The sequence below is a fragment of the Pseudomonadota bacterium genome (genome assembly GCA_027624955.1).
Taxonomy (GTDB): domain Bacteria; phylum Pseudomonadota; class Alphaproteobacteria; order UBA828; family UBA828; genus PTKB01.
This window is the reverse complement of sequence record JAQBTG010000012.1, coordinates 1-17,420: the sequence shown is the minus strand read 5'-3', so window position 1 is coordinate 17,420 and position 17,420 is coordinate 1. Positions and strand designations below refer to the sequence as shown.

At 56.3% G+C, this 17,420-nt stretch carries 18 protein-coding genes; 7 read left to right on the top strand and 11 right to left on the bottom strand.

Annotated features, from left to right (window positions below; translation table 11 throughout):
- Nucleotides 1-103: 103 nt before the first annotated feature.
- Entirely contained in the window at nt 104-1,279 is a 1,176-nt protein-coding gene (locus O3A94_06455; GenBank protein MDA1355896.1) for a pyridoxal phosphate-dependent aminotransferase, read from the bottom strand.
- A 319-nt stretch (nt 1,280-1,598) separates the two neighbouring features.
- On the opposite strand from O3A94_06455, the gene O3A94_06450 reads away from it, so the two are divergent.
- Nucleotides 1,599-1,937, top strand: a complete 339-nt coding sequence (locus O3A94_06450) for a P-II family nitrogen regulator (protein MDA1355895.1) — start codon at nt 1,599-1,601, stop codon at nt 1,935-1,937.
- Nucleotides 1,938-1,984: 47 nt separating this feature from the next.
- Complete coding sequence (gene glnA / locus O3A94_06445; GenBank protein ID MDA1355894.1) at nt 1,985-3,394, top strand: type I glutamate--ammonia ligase; 1,410 nt, start codon at nt 1,985-1,987, stop codon at nt 3,392-3,394.
- Between the two features lie 180 nt (nt 3,395-3,574).
- Here the strand turns inward: glnA and O3A94_06440 are convergent, their stop codons facing one another.
- The 8 genes from O3A94_06440 to O3A94_06405 all read right to left on the bottom strand — a co-directional run bounded on the left by O3A94_06440 (nt 3,575) and on the right by O3A94_06405 (nt 10,296).
- A complete protein-coding gene (locus O3A94_06440) occupies nt 3,575-3,919 on the bottom strand; it encodes an iron-sulfur cluster assembly accessory protein (GenBank protein ID MDA1355893.1) in 345 nt (114 codons plus the stop codon).
- Nucleotides 3,920-3,949: 30 nt separating this feature from the next.
- Nucleotides 3,950-4,306: an SUF system Fe-S cluster assembly protein gene (locus O3A94_06435; protein MDA1355892.1), complete on the bottom strand. Its 357-nt coding sequence runs from the start codon at nt 4,304-4,306 to the stop codon at nt 3,950-3,952.
- A 167-nt stretch (nt 4,307-4,473) separates the two neighbouring features.
- Complete coding sequence (locus O3A94_06430) at nt 4,474-4,935, bottom strand: SUF system NifU family Fe-S cluster assembly protein (protein ID MDA1355891.1); 462 nt, start codon at nt 4,933-4,935, stop codon at nt 4,474-4,476.
- Entirely contained in the window at nt 4,935-6,185 is a 1,251-nt protein-coding gene (locus O3A94_06425; protein MDA1355890.1) for a cysteine desulfurase, read from the bottom strand. Before O3A94_06425 ends, O3A94_06430 begins: the two co-directional genes overlap by 1 nt.
- A complete protein-coding gene (gene sufD / locus O3A94_06420) occupies nt 6,185-7,546 on the bottom strand; it encodes a Fe-S cluster assembly protein SufD (protein MDA1355889.1) in 1,362 nt (453 codons plus the stop codon). The genes O3A94_06425 and sufD overlap by 1 nt, the downstream gene beginning before the upstream one ends.
- 1 nt (nt 7,547) lies before the next feature.
- On the bottom strand, nt 7,548-8,306 hold the full coding sequence (gene sufC, locus O3A94_06415) for a Fe-S cluster assembly ATPase SufC (GenBank protein ID MDA1355888.1): 759 nt from the start codon (nt 8,304-8,306) through the stop codon (nt 7,548-7,550).
- A 27-nt stretch (nt 8,307-8,333) separates the two neighbouring features.
- Nucleotides 8,334-9,797, bottom strand: a complete 1,464-nt coding sequence (gene sufB / locus O3A94_06410; GenBank protein ID MDA1355887.1) for a Fe-S cluster assembly protein SufB — start codon at nt 9,795-9,797, stop codon at nt 8,334-8,336.
- A gap of 19 nt (nt 9,798-9,816) precedes the next feature.
- Complete coding sequence (locus tag O3A94_06405) at nt 9,817-10,296, bottom strand: SUF system Fe-S cluster assembly regulator (GenBank protein MDA1355886.1); 480 nt, start codon at nt 10,294-10,296, stop codon at nt 9,817-9,819.
- 71 nt (nt 10,297-10,367) lie between these two features.
- On the opposite strand from O3A94_06405, the gene O3A94_06400 reads away from it, so the two are divergent.
- The 3 genes from O3A94_06400 (at nt 10,368) to O3A94_06390 (ending at nt 13,719) form a co-directional block, all read left to right on the top strand.
- Nucleotides 10,368-10,778, top strand: coding sequence for a hypothetical protein (locus tag O3A94_06400; GenBank protein ID MDA1355885.1), 411 nt, complete (start codon nt 10,368-10,370; stop codon nt 10,776-10,778).
- A gap of 114 nt (nt 10,779-10,892) precedes the next feature.
- The gene (locus tag O3A94_06395; GenBank protein ID MDA1355884.1) at nt 10,893-12,845 is read left to right on the top strand and encodes an acetoacetate--CoA ligase; all 1,953 of its coding nucleotides are present in this window, start codon (nt 10,893-10,895) and stop codon (nt 12,843-12,845) included.
- A gap of 73 nt (nt 12,846-12,918) precedes the next feature.
- Nucleotides 12,919-13,719, top strand: coding sequence for a hypothetical protein (locus O3A94_06390; GenBank protein ID MDA1355883.1), 801 nt, complete (start codon nt 12,919-12,921; stop codon nt 13,717-13,719).
- A gap of 44 nt (nt 13,720-13,763) precedes the next feature.
- On the opposite strand, the gene O3A94_06385 is transcribed toward O3A94_06390, so the two are convergent.
- Nucleotides 13,764-14,228: a YtoQ family protein gene (locus O3A94_06385; protein ID MDA1355882.1), complete on the bottom strand. Its 465-nt coding sequence runs from the start codon at nt 14,226-14,228 to the stop codon at nt 13,764-13,766.
- A gap of 340 nt (nt 14,229-14,568) precedes the next feature.
- Between O3A94_06385 and O3A94_06380 the strand changes: the two genes are divergently transcribed.
- Both O3A94_06380 and O3A94_06375 read left to right on the top strand, forming a co-directional pair.
- The gene (locus tag O3A94_06380) at nt 14,569-15,261 is read left to right on the top strand and encodes a DsbA family protein (GenBank protein MDA1355881.1); all 693 of its coding nucleotides are present in this window, start codon (nt 14,569-14,571) and stop codon (nt 15,259-15,261) included.
- Between the two features lie 11 nt (nt 15,262-15,272).
- Nucleotides 15,273-15,731, top strand: a complete 459-nt coding sequence (locus O3A94_06375; protein MDA1355880.1) for a RidA family protein — start codon at nt 15,273-15,275, stop codon at nt 15,729-15,731.
- A gap of 28 nt (nt 15,732-15,759) precedes the next feature.
- On the opposite strand, the gene O3A94_06370 is transcribed toward O3A94_06375, so the two are convergent.
- On the bottom strand, nt 15,760-16,944 hold the full coding sequence (locus O3A94_06370) for an acyl-CoA dehydrogenase family protein (protein MDA1355879.1): 1,185 nt from the start codon (nt 16,942-16,944) through the stop codon (nt 15,760-15,762).
- Nucleotides 16,945-17,420 lie beyond the last annotated feature (476 nt).

Below are 17,420 nucleotides of genomic sequence, written 5' to 3'. Positions count from 1 at the left end.
TCTTTCGAGCGAACTTTGAATAGTACATGGCCTGAGGGGCGTCAAGGAGGGTCTCAGGGTTTGTTCCCTGAAGCGCCGGGCGGGCAAGCCTCGTCGGCTGGCGCTATAGCGCGCGATTAGCTAGGAATTCTCGAATTCTTGTCATCGCCTCAAGGATTTGTTCGGTGCTGGCGGCGTAGGAAAAGCGCAAATATCCCTCCCCGTATTGGCCAAAACTGGTGCCGGCAATGGTAGCAACTCCGGCCTCTTGCAGGAGACCGTCCTGTAATTCTCGCGCACTGATGCCGGTGCCCTCGATGTTGGGCATGGCGTAGAAGGCGCCTTGCGGCTCGACGCATCGGAACCCTTCGATCTGATTGAGCTCGCGGAGGATGATCTTGCGCCGTTCGTTGAAGGCAAGACGCATGGTTTCGACTGATTCTTGTGGGCCCGTCAACGCCTCGATGGCGGCGATTTGCGTCGGCGCATTGACGCAGGAATTGCTGTTTACGGCGAGGCGCGTTGCCTGCTCGGCAAGCTTGCCCGGCCACACGCCGTAGCCGATGCGCCAACCGGTCATGGCGTATGTTTTTGACCAGCCGTCCAGCAGGATCAGGCGATCACGGATCGAGGGGTAGCTGAGCAGGCTGACATGCTCGTTGCCGTCATAGAGCAGCCGCGAATAAATCTCGTCGCTCATGATGGCGACATCGGGGTGCGCCTCCAACCCTTCGACCAGACGGTCGAATTCCGCTCTTGGCGTGACGCCGCCTGTTGGGTTGGCTGGGCTGTTGAGCATGATGAGGCGCGTGCGCGGTGTTATCTTCGACAACACCTCTTCGGCGCTGAAGGAAAAACCGGTCTTCTCGTAAAGCGGTATCGGCACGGCGGTGGCGCCGGAAAATTCGATGGCCGATTGATATATGGGGAAGCCCGGATTGGGATAGAGTATCTCCGCCCCTTCTTCACCGAACATGAGTGCAGCGAAAAACATGGTGACCTTGCCGCCCGGGACCACGACGACGCTGGCGGGATCAATTTCCGCGCCCCGGTATTTGGCGATATCCGCCGCTACCGCTTCTCGTAGCGGCTGGATACCGTTCGCCGGAGTATAGCCGTGATGTCCGTCGGTGAGGGCTTTCCGCGCCGCTTCGACGATGTTCTCCGGCGTTTGAAAATCCGGTTGGCCGATACCGAGATTGATGATGGAACGCCCTTCAGCTTCAAGTGCTTTGGCGCGCGCCAGCACTTCGAAGGCAGTCTCGGTGCCAAGCCGCGCCATACGGTCCGCGATTTTCATTACTATGGTCCCAAATGGTAGAGAAAACGGCCCGCACTATGCCAGCTAATTTCGGCCGCTCATAGACTTAGCCTGTGGTTTGCCGGCCGTGCCAAAATCGACTGGCGCGGAAGTGCAAATTACAGCGTCACTCGCCTGCCTATATTTTGGGCAGCGCGCATTAATAAGCTGCAATATCACCAGGCGGAATCACTCTTACTCTTATAATCAATTATAAATAAACAGTATTTTGATTCCGCTAGTTTGGCACGCGTTATGCAATATAGGAGCTGCGTGGCCCTACTCCACGCTGCAAAAATTGAAGCCAGAAAGGGTCGGCATGAAAAAGATTGAAGCCATCATCAAGCCGTTCAAGCTCGACGAGGTGAAGGACGCATTGCACGAAATTGGACTGCAAGGTATCACCGTGACCGAAGCTAAGGGATTTGGCCGCCAGCGCGGCCACACCGAACTCTACCGCGGCGCCGAGTATGTGGTGGATTTCCTGCCCAAAGTGAAGATCGAGATTATTCTCGAGGAAACCCAGGTCGAGCGCGCTGTCGAGGCCATCCAGCAAGCCGCGCGGACGGGCCGCATCGGCGACGGCAAGATATTCATCACGTCGGTGGAGGAAGTCATCAGAATCCGCACCGGCGAACGCGGCCCCGAAGCAATCTAACCCTTTCACCCGTTGTGGCAGAACCAACCTAACAGAGGATAATTTTCATGAGCGATGCTCAAACGGTTCTAAAAATCATCAAGGAACAGGACATTCAGTTTGTCGACTTCCGCTTCACCGATCCGCGCGGCAAGTGGCACCACACGGCGCAAGCCCTTCGCACAATCAACGAAGCCATATTTAGCGACGGCATTATGTTCGACGGCTCGTCCATCGACGGCTGGAAGGAAATTCATGAATCGGACATGATCCTTATGCCCGATGCCGCCTCCGCCGTGGTCGACCCGTTCACCGCACAGCCGACATTGATCGTGACCTGCGATGTGATCGAACCCTCGACCGGCCAGCCTTACGGGCGCTGCCCGCGCGGCGTGGCGCGGCGCGCCGAAGCCTATCTGTCCTATTCCGGTATCGGCGACACTGCTTATTTCGGACCGGAGCCCGAGTTTTTCGTGTTCGACGATGTGCGCTACGAGACTTCGATGCATCAGATGTATTATCTGCTCGATCAGGAAGAGGGTCCCTACAATTCGGGGCGCGAATATGAGGGCGGCAACACGGGCCATCGACCCGGCGTCAAGGGTGGCTATTTTCCTGTTCCGCCAATCGATTCCATGTCGGACATGCGGGCCGAAATGTTGACCCATATGGGCGGCATGGGAATCAAAGTGGAAAAGCACCACCATGAGGTCGCGCCGAGCCAGAACGAACTCGGCTTCGAATTCGACACCATGTTGCACACCGCCGATTGCGTGCAGATCTATAAGTATGTCGTGCATCAAACGGCGCATTCATACGGCAAGACCGCGACGTTCATGCCAAAGCCGGTGGTCGATGATAATGGCTCCGGTATGCATGTCCATCAGTCGATTTGGAGAGACGGCAAGCCGCTCTTCGCCGGCAACGGCTATGCCGATCTATCCGAGAGCGCGCTCTACTATATAGGTGGCATCATCAAGCACGCCCGCTCCCTCAACGCCTTCACCAACGCCTCGACCAACAGTTACAAGCGTCTGGTGCCGGGCTATGAGGCGCCAGTTCTGCTGGCCTATTCTGCGCGCAACCGATCGGCGTCCTGCCGCATCCCCTACGCGGCGTCGCCAAACGGCAAACGTGTCGAAGTGCGGTTCCCCGACGCCACGGCCAATCCCTATCTCGCTTTTGCCGCTATGCTCATGGCGGGAATTGACGGCATCGAGAACAAGATTCATCCCGGCGACGCGATGGATAAAAACCTCTACGACCTGCCGCCAGAGGAGCTCAAGGGTGTCGCCACCGTTTGTGGAAGCCTGCGCCAGGCGCTCGAATCGCTCGACGACGACCGGGCATTCCTCAAAAAGGGTGAAGTGTTCTCGGACGATTTAATTGACGGCTATATTGCGCTCAAATCCGAAGAGGTTCTGGCCTTCGAAATGACGCCCCATCCGATTGAGTACAAGATGTACTATAGCGTCTGATCTGAACCACCGGGCGGCAACATCTTCTGTGCATTCAGCGCCCGCCCAAGCAGGCGGTGCGCTGAATTGCCGGATTCCAGGAGCAAGATTTTGTAAGAACATCATGGGGGGACGACTGCGTTCGGGTACGCTAAACGGCGAAAGACATCAACGAATATGCTTTGGACGGACTAACCCGAACTAACCCACGGTAAAACTTTCGCCGCAGCCACAGGTCGATGTGACGTTGGGATTATTGAAGACAAAACCCGCCGAGAGTTTCTCTTCTTTGTAATCAAGTTCCGTACCGATCAAAAACATGATCGCTGCCGGATCAATCATTACTTTCACGTCGTCCGCATCAATCACTTCGTCAAGGGCGCCAACTTCAGTAGCGTAATCCATGCTGTAGGTCATGCCCGAACAGCCGGCATTGCGCACGCCGATACGCACGCCGATCGCCGGCGGCTCCTCATCACGCAATTGCATAATGTGGCGGACCCGCGACTTGGCGGACTCCGTTAACGTCAAAATTTGATTCGCCACCAATTTATCTCCTATTCCCGGCATTTAGTTTCATATGAAACCAAGCTCAAGCTGCGCCGCCTCGGACATCCGGTCCTGTGTCCATGGCGGGTCCCAAACAAGCTCTACTGCCACATCGCCCACGCCTTCTACAAAACTGTGCACCGCATGCTGCACCATGCCCGGCATTTGCCCGGCGACAGGGCAGCCCGGCGAAGTCAACGTCATTTGGATGGAAACATCTTTTGTTTCCGATACTGCAACACCGTAAATTAATCCCATCTCATATATGTCGACTGGTATTTCCGGGTCGTAGACTTTCTTGAGCGCCGCTGTGATTTGCTCTTCAAAGGTTCCCGCATTGGCGATGGATTCCAATTCCTCCGCGTTGGCCTGCGGCGTTTCCATCACAAGCTCCGGCGGTTCATATTGAGGCCTGCTATCGTGCGTCGGCGCATGCGTCTCATCATTGCCATCCGGAGACCATGCCTGGTATGTGCTCGATTTGTCTTCAGGCTCGGCGACGACCACAGTCGCCGCGGGCTCTTCCCGTTTCTTGCGCTTGAATAATCCCATCATTCCGTGCTGACCTTTTCGCTACCGCTTTGCAACGCGTCTTTCATCGTGTGCCAGGCGAGGGTTGCGCATTTGACCCGCATGGGGAATTCACGCACCCCAGAAAGCACCATAAGTTTCTCAAATTCGTCACCGTCAAAGCCGCTTTCACAGACCGCCTCGTCTTCTGTCAGGAGATGATGGAAGCGCTCGAATATGGCGCGTACTTCATCAAGCCGCTTGCCCCTGAGAATTTCTGTCATCATGGATGCGGAGGCGATCGAAATAGCGCAGCCGCGGCCTTCAAATCCGGCCTCTTCAACAATTCCGTCATTCAGGCGCAGATAGATCGTGACCGTGTCGCCGCAGAGCGGATTATGGCCGTTCGATTCACATGTCACATGTTCCGGCTTGCCAAAATTGCGCGGCGTCTTACCGTGGTCGAGGATGACCTCTTGATAGAGTTCGCGTAGCGCCGACATCAGTCAAATATCTCCCTGACAGCGCCCAAGGCCCGAACCAGGGCATCGATATCGGCCTTGTCGTTATAAAGGCCGAACGACGCCCTTACCGTACCGGCGATGCCAAAATGGTCCATCACGGGTTGGGCGCAATGATGGCCGACCCGGACGGCAACTCCCTCACGGTCGAGAATGGTGCCGATGTCATGGGCGTGAACGCCGTCCAATTCGAACGAAACGATACCCGCCTTGTGGTCGGCAGTGCCGATGAGGCGAAGCGAGTTAATTTCTTGAAGCCGCTCGGTCGCGTATTCGAGTAAATCATTCTCATGCGCCGCGATCGCCTCCATACCGATGGCACTCACATAATCGATCGCCGCCGCGAGGCCATAAGCGCCTGCGATGTGGGGCGTTCCGGCTTCAAACCGGCCAGGAATATCGGCGAAATCGGTTTTCTCAAACGTGACGCGCCGAATCATATCGCCGCCGCCTTGATAGGGTGGCATTGCGGAAAGAATATCCGCTTTACCATACAGCACGCCGATGCCGCTCGGCCCGTACAGCTTATGTCCGGAGAATACCAAAAAATCGACATCCAACGCCTGGACGTCGACTGGCCCGTGTACGACGGATTGTGCGCCATCGAGCAACACCAGGGCGCCTTGGGCATGCGCCAAGCGGACAATTTCGTCGACCGGCGTAATCGTGCCGAGCGCGTTGGAGGTATGGGTGACGGCCACCAGGCGCGTGCGCGGGTTTAACAGTTTTTCGAATTCCTCGAGCAGAAAGTTGCCGCGCGCATCGATCGGCACGACTTTGATTTCGATGCCAACACGGTCGCGCAAAAGTTGCCAAGGCACGATGTTGGCGTGATGCTCCATCTGCGAGAGGATAATTTCATCGCCCGCCTTGAGCGAGGCGCCACCATAACTCGTTGCCACCAGATTGATGGCCTCGGTCGTGCTTTTGGTAAAGATAATTTCACGTTCGGACGCGGCATTGATGAAGCGTTGAACCTTGATCCTTGCACCTTCATAGGCCTCAGTCGCGCGCTGGCTCAGCCAATAAACGCCGCGATGGATATTGGCATATTCATGCCCATAACAATGGGCAACCGCATCGATGACGCATTGCGGCTTTTGCGCGCTCGCAGCGCTATCAAGGAATACCAGCGGTTTGTCGTAAACGCGCTCAGACAAAATAGGAAAATCAGCGCGCCAACGCGCTACATCGAAGGCTGAACTCTCAGGAACGGCGGCAACAGATTGCATCAACCCTCTCCCGCGGAAAGGCGCTGCGCAAGCCAGACAGAGACAGCTCCACGCAGCCAATCCCGCGCGGCATCGTCGGTTATAGACTGCAAATGTTCTTCCATGAACGCGGCGATCAGAAGGTTGCGCGCTGATGCTTCATCGATGCCGCGTGCGCGCAGATAAAATAATTGCTCGTCATCTAACTCACCGACCGTGGCACCATGGCTGCACTTCACATCGTCAGCGTAGATTTTCAATTCCGGCTTGGCGTCCATAATGGCATCGGGCGATAGCAATAAGGCCCGGCTGAGCTGATTGCCATCGCTCTTCTGCGCATCGCGATGGACGACCGTCTTGCCTTGGAATACACCGTGCGAGTGTTCGTCCAACACGCCCTTATAGGTTTGTCGGCTGGTGCCATTGGGCGCAACATGGTCAACCAGCAGGCGGTTGTCGACCTGCTGTTCGCCGGCCAGCAAGAAGCTGCCGCCGAGTTCGCATGATGCGCCTGAGCCTTTCAACGCAACCTCGATTTCATTGCGTACATATCGGCCGCCGGTCGCGACAATAAAATTCTCGTACGTCGCGCCCGCTGCAAGGCGTGCCTGGGTCAGAGAGGTTTGCCAGGCTCGTCTACTTTCTTCTTGGAGCTTGTAGTGGCGCACCTGAGCGGCTTCACCAAGGCGCATGGCCGTCACGGGATTTGACCAATATTCAAGATCGCCAAGCGACGCATGCTGCTCACCGAGGAGAAGCCGGCTACCCGCCCCGACAGCAATGGAAATATGTGGGTGATAGGCCACGGCGCCGACGTCGGGTGCCGCAACAAACAACAGTTCCAGCGCTAGTTCGGCATCGGGCTCGAGGAGGATGAGGCAACCATCTGCCATAAAGGCGGCATTTAGCGCAGCCAGGGCATGGCCGTTCAACGCCGGGACCGCATCATCCATTTGGGCCTTTAACAAATCACTCTCACCGGTCATCGCATCGGCCAAGCCAATTACGCGAACGCCGACGGGAAGGTTCTCCATCGCGGAAAGCGGGCCATCCAACATGCCGTTGATAAACACCAGGCGCCCTGCGGTGCTTTCTTTAGGAAACCGTTGCGCCACTTCGTCGCGGGCCGCCTCAACCGCTTTCCGGTCAGGTCCGGTAAAGTCGGTTTTCGCCAACGGCGAAAGGTTGGAATATTTCCAATCCTCGACCTTTTGACTGGGCAGGCCAAGTTCCGAAAAGCGCGCCATCGCCGCGTCGCGCCCGGAAGTTATCCAAGGCAGATCCCGGCCGGGCAGGTCCGCTCGAATCGACGCGAATTTAGCCGCGTAAGGCAGATCAATCGATCGGCCGGCGCGCGACGCCCTTGGTAAAACTGTGCCCATATTACGCCGCCGCCTCGGCCTTATCACCGACGCCGGTATAGCCTTTTTCCTCCAGCTCCAGCGCCAGCTCTTTGCCGCCGGAACGTACAATCTGCCCATCGGCCATGACATGTACATAATCTGGCACGACATATTCGAGCAATCGCTGATAATGTGTGATGACGATCATCGCGCGTTCTGGCGAGCGCAGTGAGTTGATACCGTCCGCCGCGACCCTCAGCGCATCAATATCAAGACCGGAATCGGTCTCGTCCAGAACGGCCAGATAGGGCTCCAGTAGGGCCATTTGTAAAACTTCGTTGCGCTTTTTCTCGCCGCCGGAAAACCCTACGTTTAGAGCGCGGCGCATCATCTCTTCACTGATGCCGAGCTCATCGCGCTTTGCGCGCATGATTTTGAGAAACTCCATGGCGTCATATTCTTTTTCGCCACGATGCTTGCGTATCGCGTTGACCGCCGTCTTGAGAAATGTGGCACTGCCGACGCCCGGGATCTCGACCGGATATTGGAAGGCCAAGAAGAGACCCTCGCGCGCTCGTATTTCCGGCTTGAGCGTGAGCAAATCCTGTCCCCGATAGCTCACGCTGCCGGCGGTGATGTCATACCCTTCCCGCCCGGCTAGCACATAAGAGAGCGTACTCTTGCCCGAGCCGTTCGGCCCCATGATGGCGTGCACCTCGCCGGCCGCAACCGAGAGGTCGAAGTTCTTCAGAATTTCCTTGCCCACAACCGAGACTGAAAGGCCTTTGATTTCCAACATATCTTCTTTCCCAATCGGCGCCGGCGCTCAGCCAACGCTCCCTTCCAAGCTAATGGCCACAAGCTTTTGCGCCTCGACAGCAAATTCCATCGGGAGTTCCTGCAACACCTCGCGGCAGAAGCCATTGACGATCAAGGCCACGGCCTCTTCCTCAGCGATGCCGCGTTGGCGGCAATAGAACAATTGGTCTTCACTGATTTTCGACGTCGTCGCCTCATGCTCGAGATGCGCCGAAGCATTGCGTGATTCAATGTAAGGCACCGTATGGGCACCACACTTCTCGCCGATCAAGAGCGAATCACACTGGGTGTGGTTGCGGGCGTTGTCTGCCTTGCCCTGAACGCGCACTAAACCGCGATAGGTTTGATCGGCACGGCCGGCCGATACGCCTTTCGAGACGATGCGGCTTTTGGTGTTCTTGCCGATATGGATCATTTTGGTACCGGTATCCGCCTGCTGGCAGTTGTTGGTAATGGCGATGGAATAGAACTCGCCCTGCGATCCGTCACCCAACAGCAAGCAACTGGGATATTTCCAGGTAATTGCGGAACCGGTTTCCACTTGTGTCCAAGAGATCTTGGAATTCCGCCCGCGGCAAGCGCCGCGCTTGGTGACGAAATTGAAAATTCCACCCTTACCGTTTTCATCGCCGGGATACCAGTTCTGCACGGTCGAATATTTTATTTCCGCGTCATCGAATGCGATCAACTCGACAACGGCGGCATGCAATTGGTTTTCGTCGCGCATCGGCGCCGTGCAGCCTTCGAGATAACTCACATAGGAGCCCTCGTCGGCGATTATCAATGTTCTTTCGAACTGGCCGGTATTGGCGGCATTGATGCGGAAATAGGTGCTCAACTCCATCGGGCAGCGCACGCCCTTGGGAATATAGACGAAAGAGCCATCGGTGAAGACGGCCGAATTGAGGGTGGCGAAGTAGTTATCGGCGTAAGGTACAACGGTGCCGAGATATTTTTGCACGAGTTCCGGATGCTCAGTCACCGCCTCTGAAAGCGAGCAGAAAATAATGCCAAGTTCGTATAGTTTGGATTTGAATGTCGTCGCCACCGATACGCTATCGAACACGGCATCGACGGCAACCCCAGCCAACATCTCTTGTTCCTGCAACGGAATGCCGAGCTTCGCGTAGGTTTCGAGAAGCTGAGGATCGACCTCATCCAGGCTCTGCGGTCGGTCTTCGTCGCGCAACGGAGCGGAATAATAGCTCGCGGCTTGATAATCGATTTCCGGATAGTCGAGATTTGCCCAGCCGGGTGTATCCTCGGCGGTTTCCAACCAGCGGCGATAGGCACGAAGTCGCCAATCCAGGAGCCATTCGGGCTCGCCTTTCTTGGCTGAAATAAAGCGAACGATTTCCTCGCTCAATCCGGGCGGCGCGGAATCGCTCTCAATATCGGTGACAAAACCATATTTGTAGCGCTCTTCGGTGAGCGCCTCCACGGCCCGTGCGGTTTCAATGTTAGCTGCCATAAGATTTGTGCCTAACCCGTCAAGATTGGTCGTTTAAGAACGGTACGGGTGCATCAGCGTCCTTGGTCGGGATCGCCATGCCTTCACCCGGAAATGACCCGGCGATGTCCGCCAGTTTTACTTCTTCTAGCGCCACACGAATGGCGTCGCTCACCTTTTGCCAGGGCCCGCGCACAGCGCAAAAGCCTTCCAGGCCGCAAACACTTCCAGACGCTTCTTGCAGGCAATCCGCAAGCGCGATCGGTCCGTCCACGGCGATCACCAGATCCGCAACCGAAATAGACTGCGGTGAGCGGGCTAGACCATACCCCCCCGCGGCGCCGCGGCGGGATACCAAAACACCGCTGTTGACCAGCAACTTCAATAGCTTACTCGCACTCGGAAGTGGGACTCCCGTGCGATCCGCGACAACCGCGGCGCTATAAAAGGCGCCAGCATCGCGCGCCATGAAACTGAGCGCGACCACGCCGTAATCCGCCATTCTACTAATCCGAATCATACCTGAATCCTATATAGGACTGATTTCGTACCCTTTAAATAGACGATATTGCGCGGCAGTCAATCACCGACTTGGACGGTAGCCAAATCCGGCCATCCGGCGGTGCGCTGAAGTATCGGCCCGACAAGCATATTCTCGCATTTTCGATCAAGAGACTCGAACGGTTGAATATCCAACTGCCCATCCTCTTCCTGGCCAATTTTTATGCAATTCTGGCCAGATGCGGTATCGCGCGCGGCATTTTATCGTCTCACCCCAGGCCCAATGCACATCTCATGGCTGTGAACACCAGACAGCAACAAATAATTGGTACCGGGCACATGCGCGTCGACAGCACACTGGATGTCTTTGCCCGGAGAAATCATGACGACATCTGTGACCTCGTGCGCTCCGGATGCGGAAGGCAAAACGCCGCCACCAACAATGAAACTGGCAAACCCCAGAAAAAAGAAGATTATCTTTGGCATCTTAAAAGCATATAGCGTCATGGAATCCGACAGATGGCACCACAGTGCCGTAAAGTTCTGGCAGATTTTGACATTCCAGGCGACGCCTGGAAAATACTTCGATCGCTTTCGGTCGACGGGAGAAATAGCGTGAACAAGCCACTTTGGCGCCCTAGCAAAAAACGGCAAGAAACCGCCAACCTGGCTCGCTTCATGAGTCAAGCGGCCCAGCGCTGGGGCGTTATCCTCGATGATTTCGAGACGCTGTACGACTGGTCGATCCGGGAGCCGGAACAATTTTGGCTGTCCCTGTGGGATTTCGCCGGGATAATCGCCGAGACTCAGGGCAAACGTATCCTAGTGGACGGTGGCAAAATGCCCGGCGCGCAATGGTTTCCCGACGCGCGTTTGAACTATGCCGAAAATCTTCTGCGCCGACGCGACGAAGGCGACGCGATCATTTTTTGGGGAGAAGAAAGAGTCCGGCGCCGTCTAAGCTTCGGCGAATTGCACGACCAGGTCTCGCGCCTGACACAGGCGCTCAAAGCTCGCGGCGTCGGGGTGGGTGACCGGGTTGCGGGATATCTGCCAAACATGCCGGAGACAATCATCGCCATGCTGGCCACGGCGAGTCTCGGCGCGATCTGGTCCTCCTGCTCGCCTGATTTCGGCGCCCACGGAGTGCTTGACCGTTTCGGCCAAATCGCACCAAAAGCGCTGATCGCGGCCGAAGGGTATTTTTACGGCGGCAAGCAACTCGATTGCCTAGAAAAATTACGCGAGGTGCTGCCACAATTGCCAAGTGTCGAAACTGTCATCATCGTTCCCTATACCCGCGAGCGCGCGAGCCTCGATGGGCTCTCCGGCGCGGAACACTATTCGGACATCATCGCCGAACAGCCTGGAGGAGATATCGAATTTGCGTCCATGCCATTCAATCATCCGCTCTTCATCATGTTCTCTTCAGGCACCACGGGCGTGCCCAAATGCATCGTTCACGGCGCCGGCGGGACGTTAATTCAACACATCAAAGAGCATGTTTTACATACTGATATAAAAGAAAATGATCGCGTTTTCTACTTTACCACATGCGGTTGGATGATGTGGAATTGGCTGGTCAGCGCGTTGGCCTCCAAAGCGACATTGCTGCTCTATGACGGCGCGCCATTTCAGCCTGACGGCAATGTGCTGTTCGACTATGCGGACGCCGAAGCGATGACCCTGTTTGGCACTTCAGCAAAATTTATCGATGCCGCACATAAAGCCGGCTTGGCGCCACTCAAAACTCACCGATTGGAAAATCTGCGCACCATGACTTCGACCGGCTCACCTTTGTCGCCGGAAAGTTTTGAATATGTATACGCCGAGGTCAAAAATGACATTCACTTGGCTTCCATTTCTGGCGGCACCGATATTGTCTCCTGCTTCGCGCTTGGCAATCCGCTCGGACCAGTATGGGCGGGGGAATTACAGGCGCGCGGGCTTGGCATGCGGGTCGACGTGTTTGACGATGACGGCAATTCCATTCGCGGTCAGAAGGGCGAGCTGGTGTGTACCGCTCCCTTCCCGTCCATGCCGGTCTCGTTTTGGAACGACGTTGACGACGAAAAATACTGCGCTGCCTATTTCGAACGCTTTCCCGGCATATGGCACCATGGCGATTATGTGGCTCTGACCGAGCATGATGGCTTGATCATCTACGGTCGATCCGACGCCGTGTTAAACCCGGGCGGCGTGCGCATTGGCACCGCTGAAATATACCGCCAGGTCGAGCAGTTGCCTGAAGTGGAAGAAGCAATTTGCGTTGGCCAGGACTGGCTGGGCGATGTCCGAGTGGTGCTGTTCGTTCGCCTGCGGGCGGGCATCGCCCTTGACGAATTGCTGACCCGGCGCATCCGCGACCATATCCGCGCCGAATGCACACCCCGCCACGTGCCGGCTAAGGTTATTCAAGTGGCCGACATACCGCGCACGCGCTCAGGCAAGATCACAGAGTTGGCGGTGCGCGCCGTTATTCACGGCGAGGAGGTCAAAAACAAAGAAGCGTTGGCCAACCCCGGTGCCCTGGATCTCTACGCCGGCTTGGAAGAGTTGAAGGAATGAGTGGGGCCCGTTGGGCAGCGTCCGTGATAGCAGAAATGCAATTCCCGAAAAATCACCTCAGGATCGATTTGGCATGGCGCAAGATATAGGCGAGCAGGTCATGCAGAAACTTCTGCAAACCCTGTCCCGAGAAGGTGTCACGAACAGCGCTAAGCTAAGTCATAGTCTCAGCCTGCTCGCCCGCTACCGGGCGCGTGAAATCGGCGGCGCGCTCTACGGCAAAGGCGGCTCGCTCGTGCGATCTGGGCCGTTTCAGGGCATGAAACTGCTGAACCGGTCGTCAGAAGGAAACGTGGCGCCTAAATTGCTCGGCTGTTACGAGCAGGAACTGCATGGCGTGATCGAACGCTGCATCGAAACGCCATATGAATTTGTCGTAAATATAGGGTGCGGCGACGGTTACTACGCTGTCGGGCTGGCGCGTTGCATGCCGAACACTGAGATTAGGGCTTATGACCTCCACAAGGGTCGCCGCGCCCTTTGCAGAGATGCGGCCAAGGAAAACAGCGTCGGTGAGCGGATATCAGTCGGTGCGGAATGCGGTGCCGAAGAATTGACCGCCCTCGCTGGTCGCCACGTGTTGGTGATATGCGACATCGAGGGCGGTGAGCGCGAGTTGCTCGACCCGGAACGCATTCCCGCGCTTAAGGGCTTTGATATTTTGGTTGAACTGCATGAAAATCTGGACAGAGCGCTGCCGGAAACAGTCATCGCACGCTTTGCTGAAAGTCATCGAATAGAGCGCTTTCGGCACCAAAGCCGTGACCCCCACGCTTTTGAGGAACTCGAAAAAATCGGCTCCTTCGATCAGTTTCTGGCGCTTTGGGAAGGCCGCCAAGGCCCCACTCCCTGGTCTTTCATGCGCGCCAAATGAAGAATTCAGCTTAGCAGCCCGAGCAGCCTGCCAGCGGCATCAGCTCAACCTGCCAAACGGCCATTAATAGCGTAATTCAATATGCGCACCACTTGAGCCGGTGTTTCGGCAACCGCCATGGCCGCACCGTCAACCTCTTTCAGAGCGTGACCGAGCGAAGGATCGTGAATTGTGACGATAGATTTGCCCTTGGCGGCGGCATATCCGGCGTCGAAGGCGGCATTCCATTGGCGGTATTTGTCGCCAAACCGCACCACCACCACATCGCTGCGATCGATTAATGTCCGGGTGCGAATGGCGTTGACCTTGGCACCTTTATTGTCGTGCCAAAAACTTTGCGATTCTTCACCGAGGATCACCACGCCGCAATCGTCGCTCGATTCATGATCGGTCACAGGAGAGAGAAATTCAACATCTAGCCCTGCAGAAATTGCGCCCTGAATAATATCCTCGCGCCATCCGCTGTGGATTTCGCCGGAAAGATAGACCGTCCAGCCACTACTAGCCATTTTTGATACCCCCAAATTAGAAAATGAAATTTAACTAGCTCAATTAGTTACAAGACTTATCTAAGAAAAAAGGCGATACCCGTCGAAGGGCCGCATTGGTGAAATTTAGCAGCACAAATGGAGTAACAAAACTGCCAATCATATTTCTTCGCTGCCAAGCGTAGTGGCACCGAAAACAAAGGCAGAGTTTATCCATCTCCGTCGTGGCTGACGCTTCTGATCGCTTAAGCTATGCTGGCCTCACTTTTGACGGCAGACAGAATCCAGCAAAAAATGGCGCTAGCTGTACCGCGAACCAGACACTTAATTCCGCGCCGCCTCCACAGGGGCGACTCCAGGAATGGCTCAATTGCTTGTCGACAGGATGAAGGCCGCGACGATGCCACATAAAGTTGAAATCTTTTATTCGTTCCGCAGTCCGTATTGTTATTTGCTGACTGATCGCTTGACCGTACTAGCGCGCGATTACGACGTCAGGGTGGTGATCCGGCCGGTCTATCCGATCGCCGTCCGCAATCCAGAATTTTTCCGTCGGGTTGATCCGCTTTATCGGCCCTATCACCTGCGCGATTCGGACCGGCTGGCGGAATATTTAAGTATCCCATATCGGCGCCCGCTACCCGATCCCATCGTCCAGGATTTGGCGAGCGGCACGATCGCCGCTGAGCAGCCTTACATACGCCACATCACCCGCATGGCCCAAGCAGCGACGGAATCGGGCTTTGGCCTCGCGTACAGCTCGGCGGTTATGAAACTTCTGTGGAATGGTGCGACGGACAATTGGCACGAGGGCAGCCATCTTTCCAATGCGTGTCAGAAAGCAGGCTTGGATTTCGACGCACTAGACGGCCGCGCGCGGTGCGAGGCCGTGGTGCTCGATTCCGAGATCGAACAAAATCAGGAAGCCCAGCGTGCCGCCGGCCATTGGGGCGTGCCGCTGATGGTATTTGCCGGCGAGCCATTCTACGGCCAGGACCGCTTTGACATTCTGTGCTGGCGATTGTCACAACAAGGATTGCGAAAATCCAATTAGGAGACGACGAAATGCTTATCGAAGAAAAGATTAAAGCCCTCGGGCTTGTGCTTTCTCCACCGCCCGCGCCGGTCGGAAACTACGTCGGCGCTATCACTTACGGCAAACTCGTCTATCTCGCGGGACACGGACCGAGCGACGCGAACGGCAATTACCGCAAGGGTAAGGTGCCAACCGAAGTGTCGATTGACGAGGCCTATGCAGCGGCGCGCATGGTAGGTCTTAATATGCTGTCCACGTTGAAAACCGAAATCGGCGACCTGGACCGGGTGCGGCGCTTCGTCAAGGTTCTCGGCATGGTCAATGCTGCGCCCGATTTTGAACAACAGCCAAAGGTGATCAACGGCTTCAGCGACCTGATGGTCGAACTCTTCGGCGAGGCCGGATGCTGCGCCCGCTCGGCGGTCGGCATGGGCTCACTGCCGTTTCAAATTCCGGTGGAAATCGAAGCGATCGTCGAACTGAAGTAGCGCTTGAATTTTGTCCGCCTTGGCGCTGCTAAATGCTGGTGTCGAGGGTCGGCAGACCGAGCAGCACGCGGCCATAATTTGAGCCGTTGATATCCCAATTTTGGGTCATGTGCGCCTGAGCGCATTTTGTATCCCGAAAGGCGCGCGAGATCGGGTGGTCGTCATAAAGCCCGGCGCCGCCCGCAAGCGAAAACATGATCTCGACGGCGCGCGCCGCGAGATTGCCGGCAAATGTGGCGTCGCCTCGCATCCGGCTCTTGCTCTCGATATCAAGTACCTCGCCCGCCGTAGCCACAGCCATCGCCTCATCGGCACAGGCATAGAGCAGTACCCGCGCAGCATCGAGAGACGCGGCGGCCTCGCCGATTTTGATTTGCGTTGTGCCGTAGTCGATCACCCGTTGGCCCGTAACCCGACCGGTGCGCGCCCGCGTCCGTTCGAGGAAACTTTCGAACGTCGCCCTTGCGTGACCGTAAGCAGTAGAGGACTGAACGACAGAAAACATGGCGAAAGTACCAAGGCGATAAAGCGGGCCTGTATTCAGCTTGGTGCCCGGCGCCCTTCCGAACTTTGATTCATCCACAGTCATCGTGCGATGCGTAGGAATGAACAGGTCTGCAACCGAGACATCGTTGCTGCCGGTCCCTTTGAGACCCATGGTGTGCCACGTATCGTGGATCGTTAGAAGGTCACGCGGAAGGGCGAACATCAGGGATTCACGCGCTTCGCTCTCTTCAAAGGCGGAGAGGATGCACCAGTCTGCGCCCATGACACCGCTGGCAAACGGCCAGCGTCCGGTGAGACGCCATCCGCCATCCACCGGCACCGCCTTGCCGCAGCCCGGTATTAGCACGCCGCAGACGAACGCGCCGGGGTTCTCCCCCCACATGTCGCGCTGCGTTTCTTCCGGAAATTGCCCGATCATGTAATTGTGGATCGTGTACTGCGCCAAGACCCAGCCAGTTGAAGCACAGGCCCCAGCAACAGTGCTGATCACATCCACCAAACCGCCGAAATGAGCCTCGGCACCACCAAAGGCGGCCGGCTGCAGGACCCGGTTCAGCCCGGCGGTTCGCAGCTCGTCGAGTGTGTCATCCGGAAGCCGGCGCAGGCCGTCCGTTTGTTCCGCGCGGGCGCGAATTGCCGGGACAAGGCCCTGAGCGCGCTCCGTCAATTCTTCGCGAGTTCCGACAACGGTTTTTGATTCAGCCATGATTTGCCACTTCGAAATGTTGAATTATCGCACTTCCTTCCCGCAGCATAGCCGAAGAAGCCCGAGGGATCAGGTGGCTTGTGCCGCTTTTTCATCGAGCACGCGATGGATCACTTTTGGCGTCACAAAGATCTACGTGATACGCACACCGTGTACATTTTTTATGGCGTTCACGATCGCCGGGATCGGACTATTCGTCACCATCTCGCCAACGCCTTCGGTGCCGAATAGTCCTATTCTGGATTAGATTTCGAGTGCCGCTCATTTCACCTGCCGCATGTCGGCGGCGCCTAGCATCAGATAGCTCTGAAAATCGCCGGGCGTGATCGATGGTAGCCAATGTGGCGCAATAGTTTCTTGAAGAGCGTATTCGACGCCCATCCGTTTCCAGACCCTCTATGCCGACCTGTCCTGCCCCCCTATAACTGTGCCACGTAATTCGTGATATTTTACGAAGATGAGGAGGTATTTGGATG

Coding starts and splice junctions, on each gene's coding strand:
- O3A94_06435 (MDA1355892.1), bottom strand. CDS start 4,306: ATGGAAACGCCGCAGGCCAACGCGGAGGAATTGGAATCCATCGCCAAT.
- O3A94_06425 (MDA1355890.1), bottom strand. CDS start 6,185: ATGCAATCTGTTGCCGCCGTTCCTGAGAGTTCAGCCTTCGATGTAGCG.
- sufD (MDA1355889.1), bottom strand. CDS start 7,546: ATGGGCACAGTTTTACCAAGGGCGTCGCGCGCCGGCCGATCGATTGAT.
- sufB (MDA1355887.1), bottom strand. CDS start 9,797: ATGGCAGCTAACATTGAAACCGCACGGGCCGTGGAGGCGCTCACCGAA.
- O3A94_06430 (MDA1355891.1), bottom strand. CDS start 4,935: ATGTCGGCGCTACGCGAACTCTATCAAGAGGTCATCCTCGACCACGGT.
- glnA (MDA1355894.1), top strand. CDS start 1,985: ATGAGCGATGCTCAAACGGTTCTAAAAATCATCAAGGAACAGGACATT.
- O3A94_06380 (MDA1355881.1), top strand. CDS start 14,569: ATGGCTCAATTGCTTGTCGACAGGATGAAGGCCGCGACGATGCCACAT.
- O3A94_06390 (MDA1355883.1), top strand. CDS start 12,919: ATGGCGCAAGATATAGGCGAGCAGGTCATGCAGAAACTTCTGCAAACC.
- O3A94_06450 (MDA1355895.1), top strand. CDS start 1,599: ATGAAAAAGATTGAAGCCATCATCAAGCCGTTCAAGCTCGACGAGGTG.
- sufC (MDA1355888.1), bottom strand. CDS start 8,306: ATGTTGGAAATCAAAGGCCTTTCAGTCTCGGTTGTGGGCAAGGAAATT.
- O3A94_06375 (MDA1355880.1), top strand. CDS start 15,273: ATGCTTATCGAAGAAAAGATTAAAGCCCTCGGGCTTGTGCTTTCTCCA.
- O3A94_06405 (MDA1355886.1), bottom strand. CDS start 10,296: ATGATTCGGATTAGTAGAATGGCGGATTACGGCGTGGTCGCGCTCAGT.
- O3A94_06455 (MDA1355896.1), bottom strand. CDS start 1,279: ATGAAAATCGCGGACCGTATGGCGCGGCTTGGCACCGAGACTGCCTTC.
- O3A94_06385 (MDA1355882.1), bottom strand. CDS start 14,228: ATGGCTAGTAGTGGCTGGACGGTCTATCTTTCCGGCGAAATCCACAGC.
- O3A94_06370 (MDA1355879.1), bottom strand. CDS start 16,944: ATGGCTGAATCAAAAACCGTTGTCGGAACTCGCGAAGAATTGACGGAG.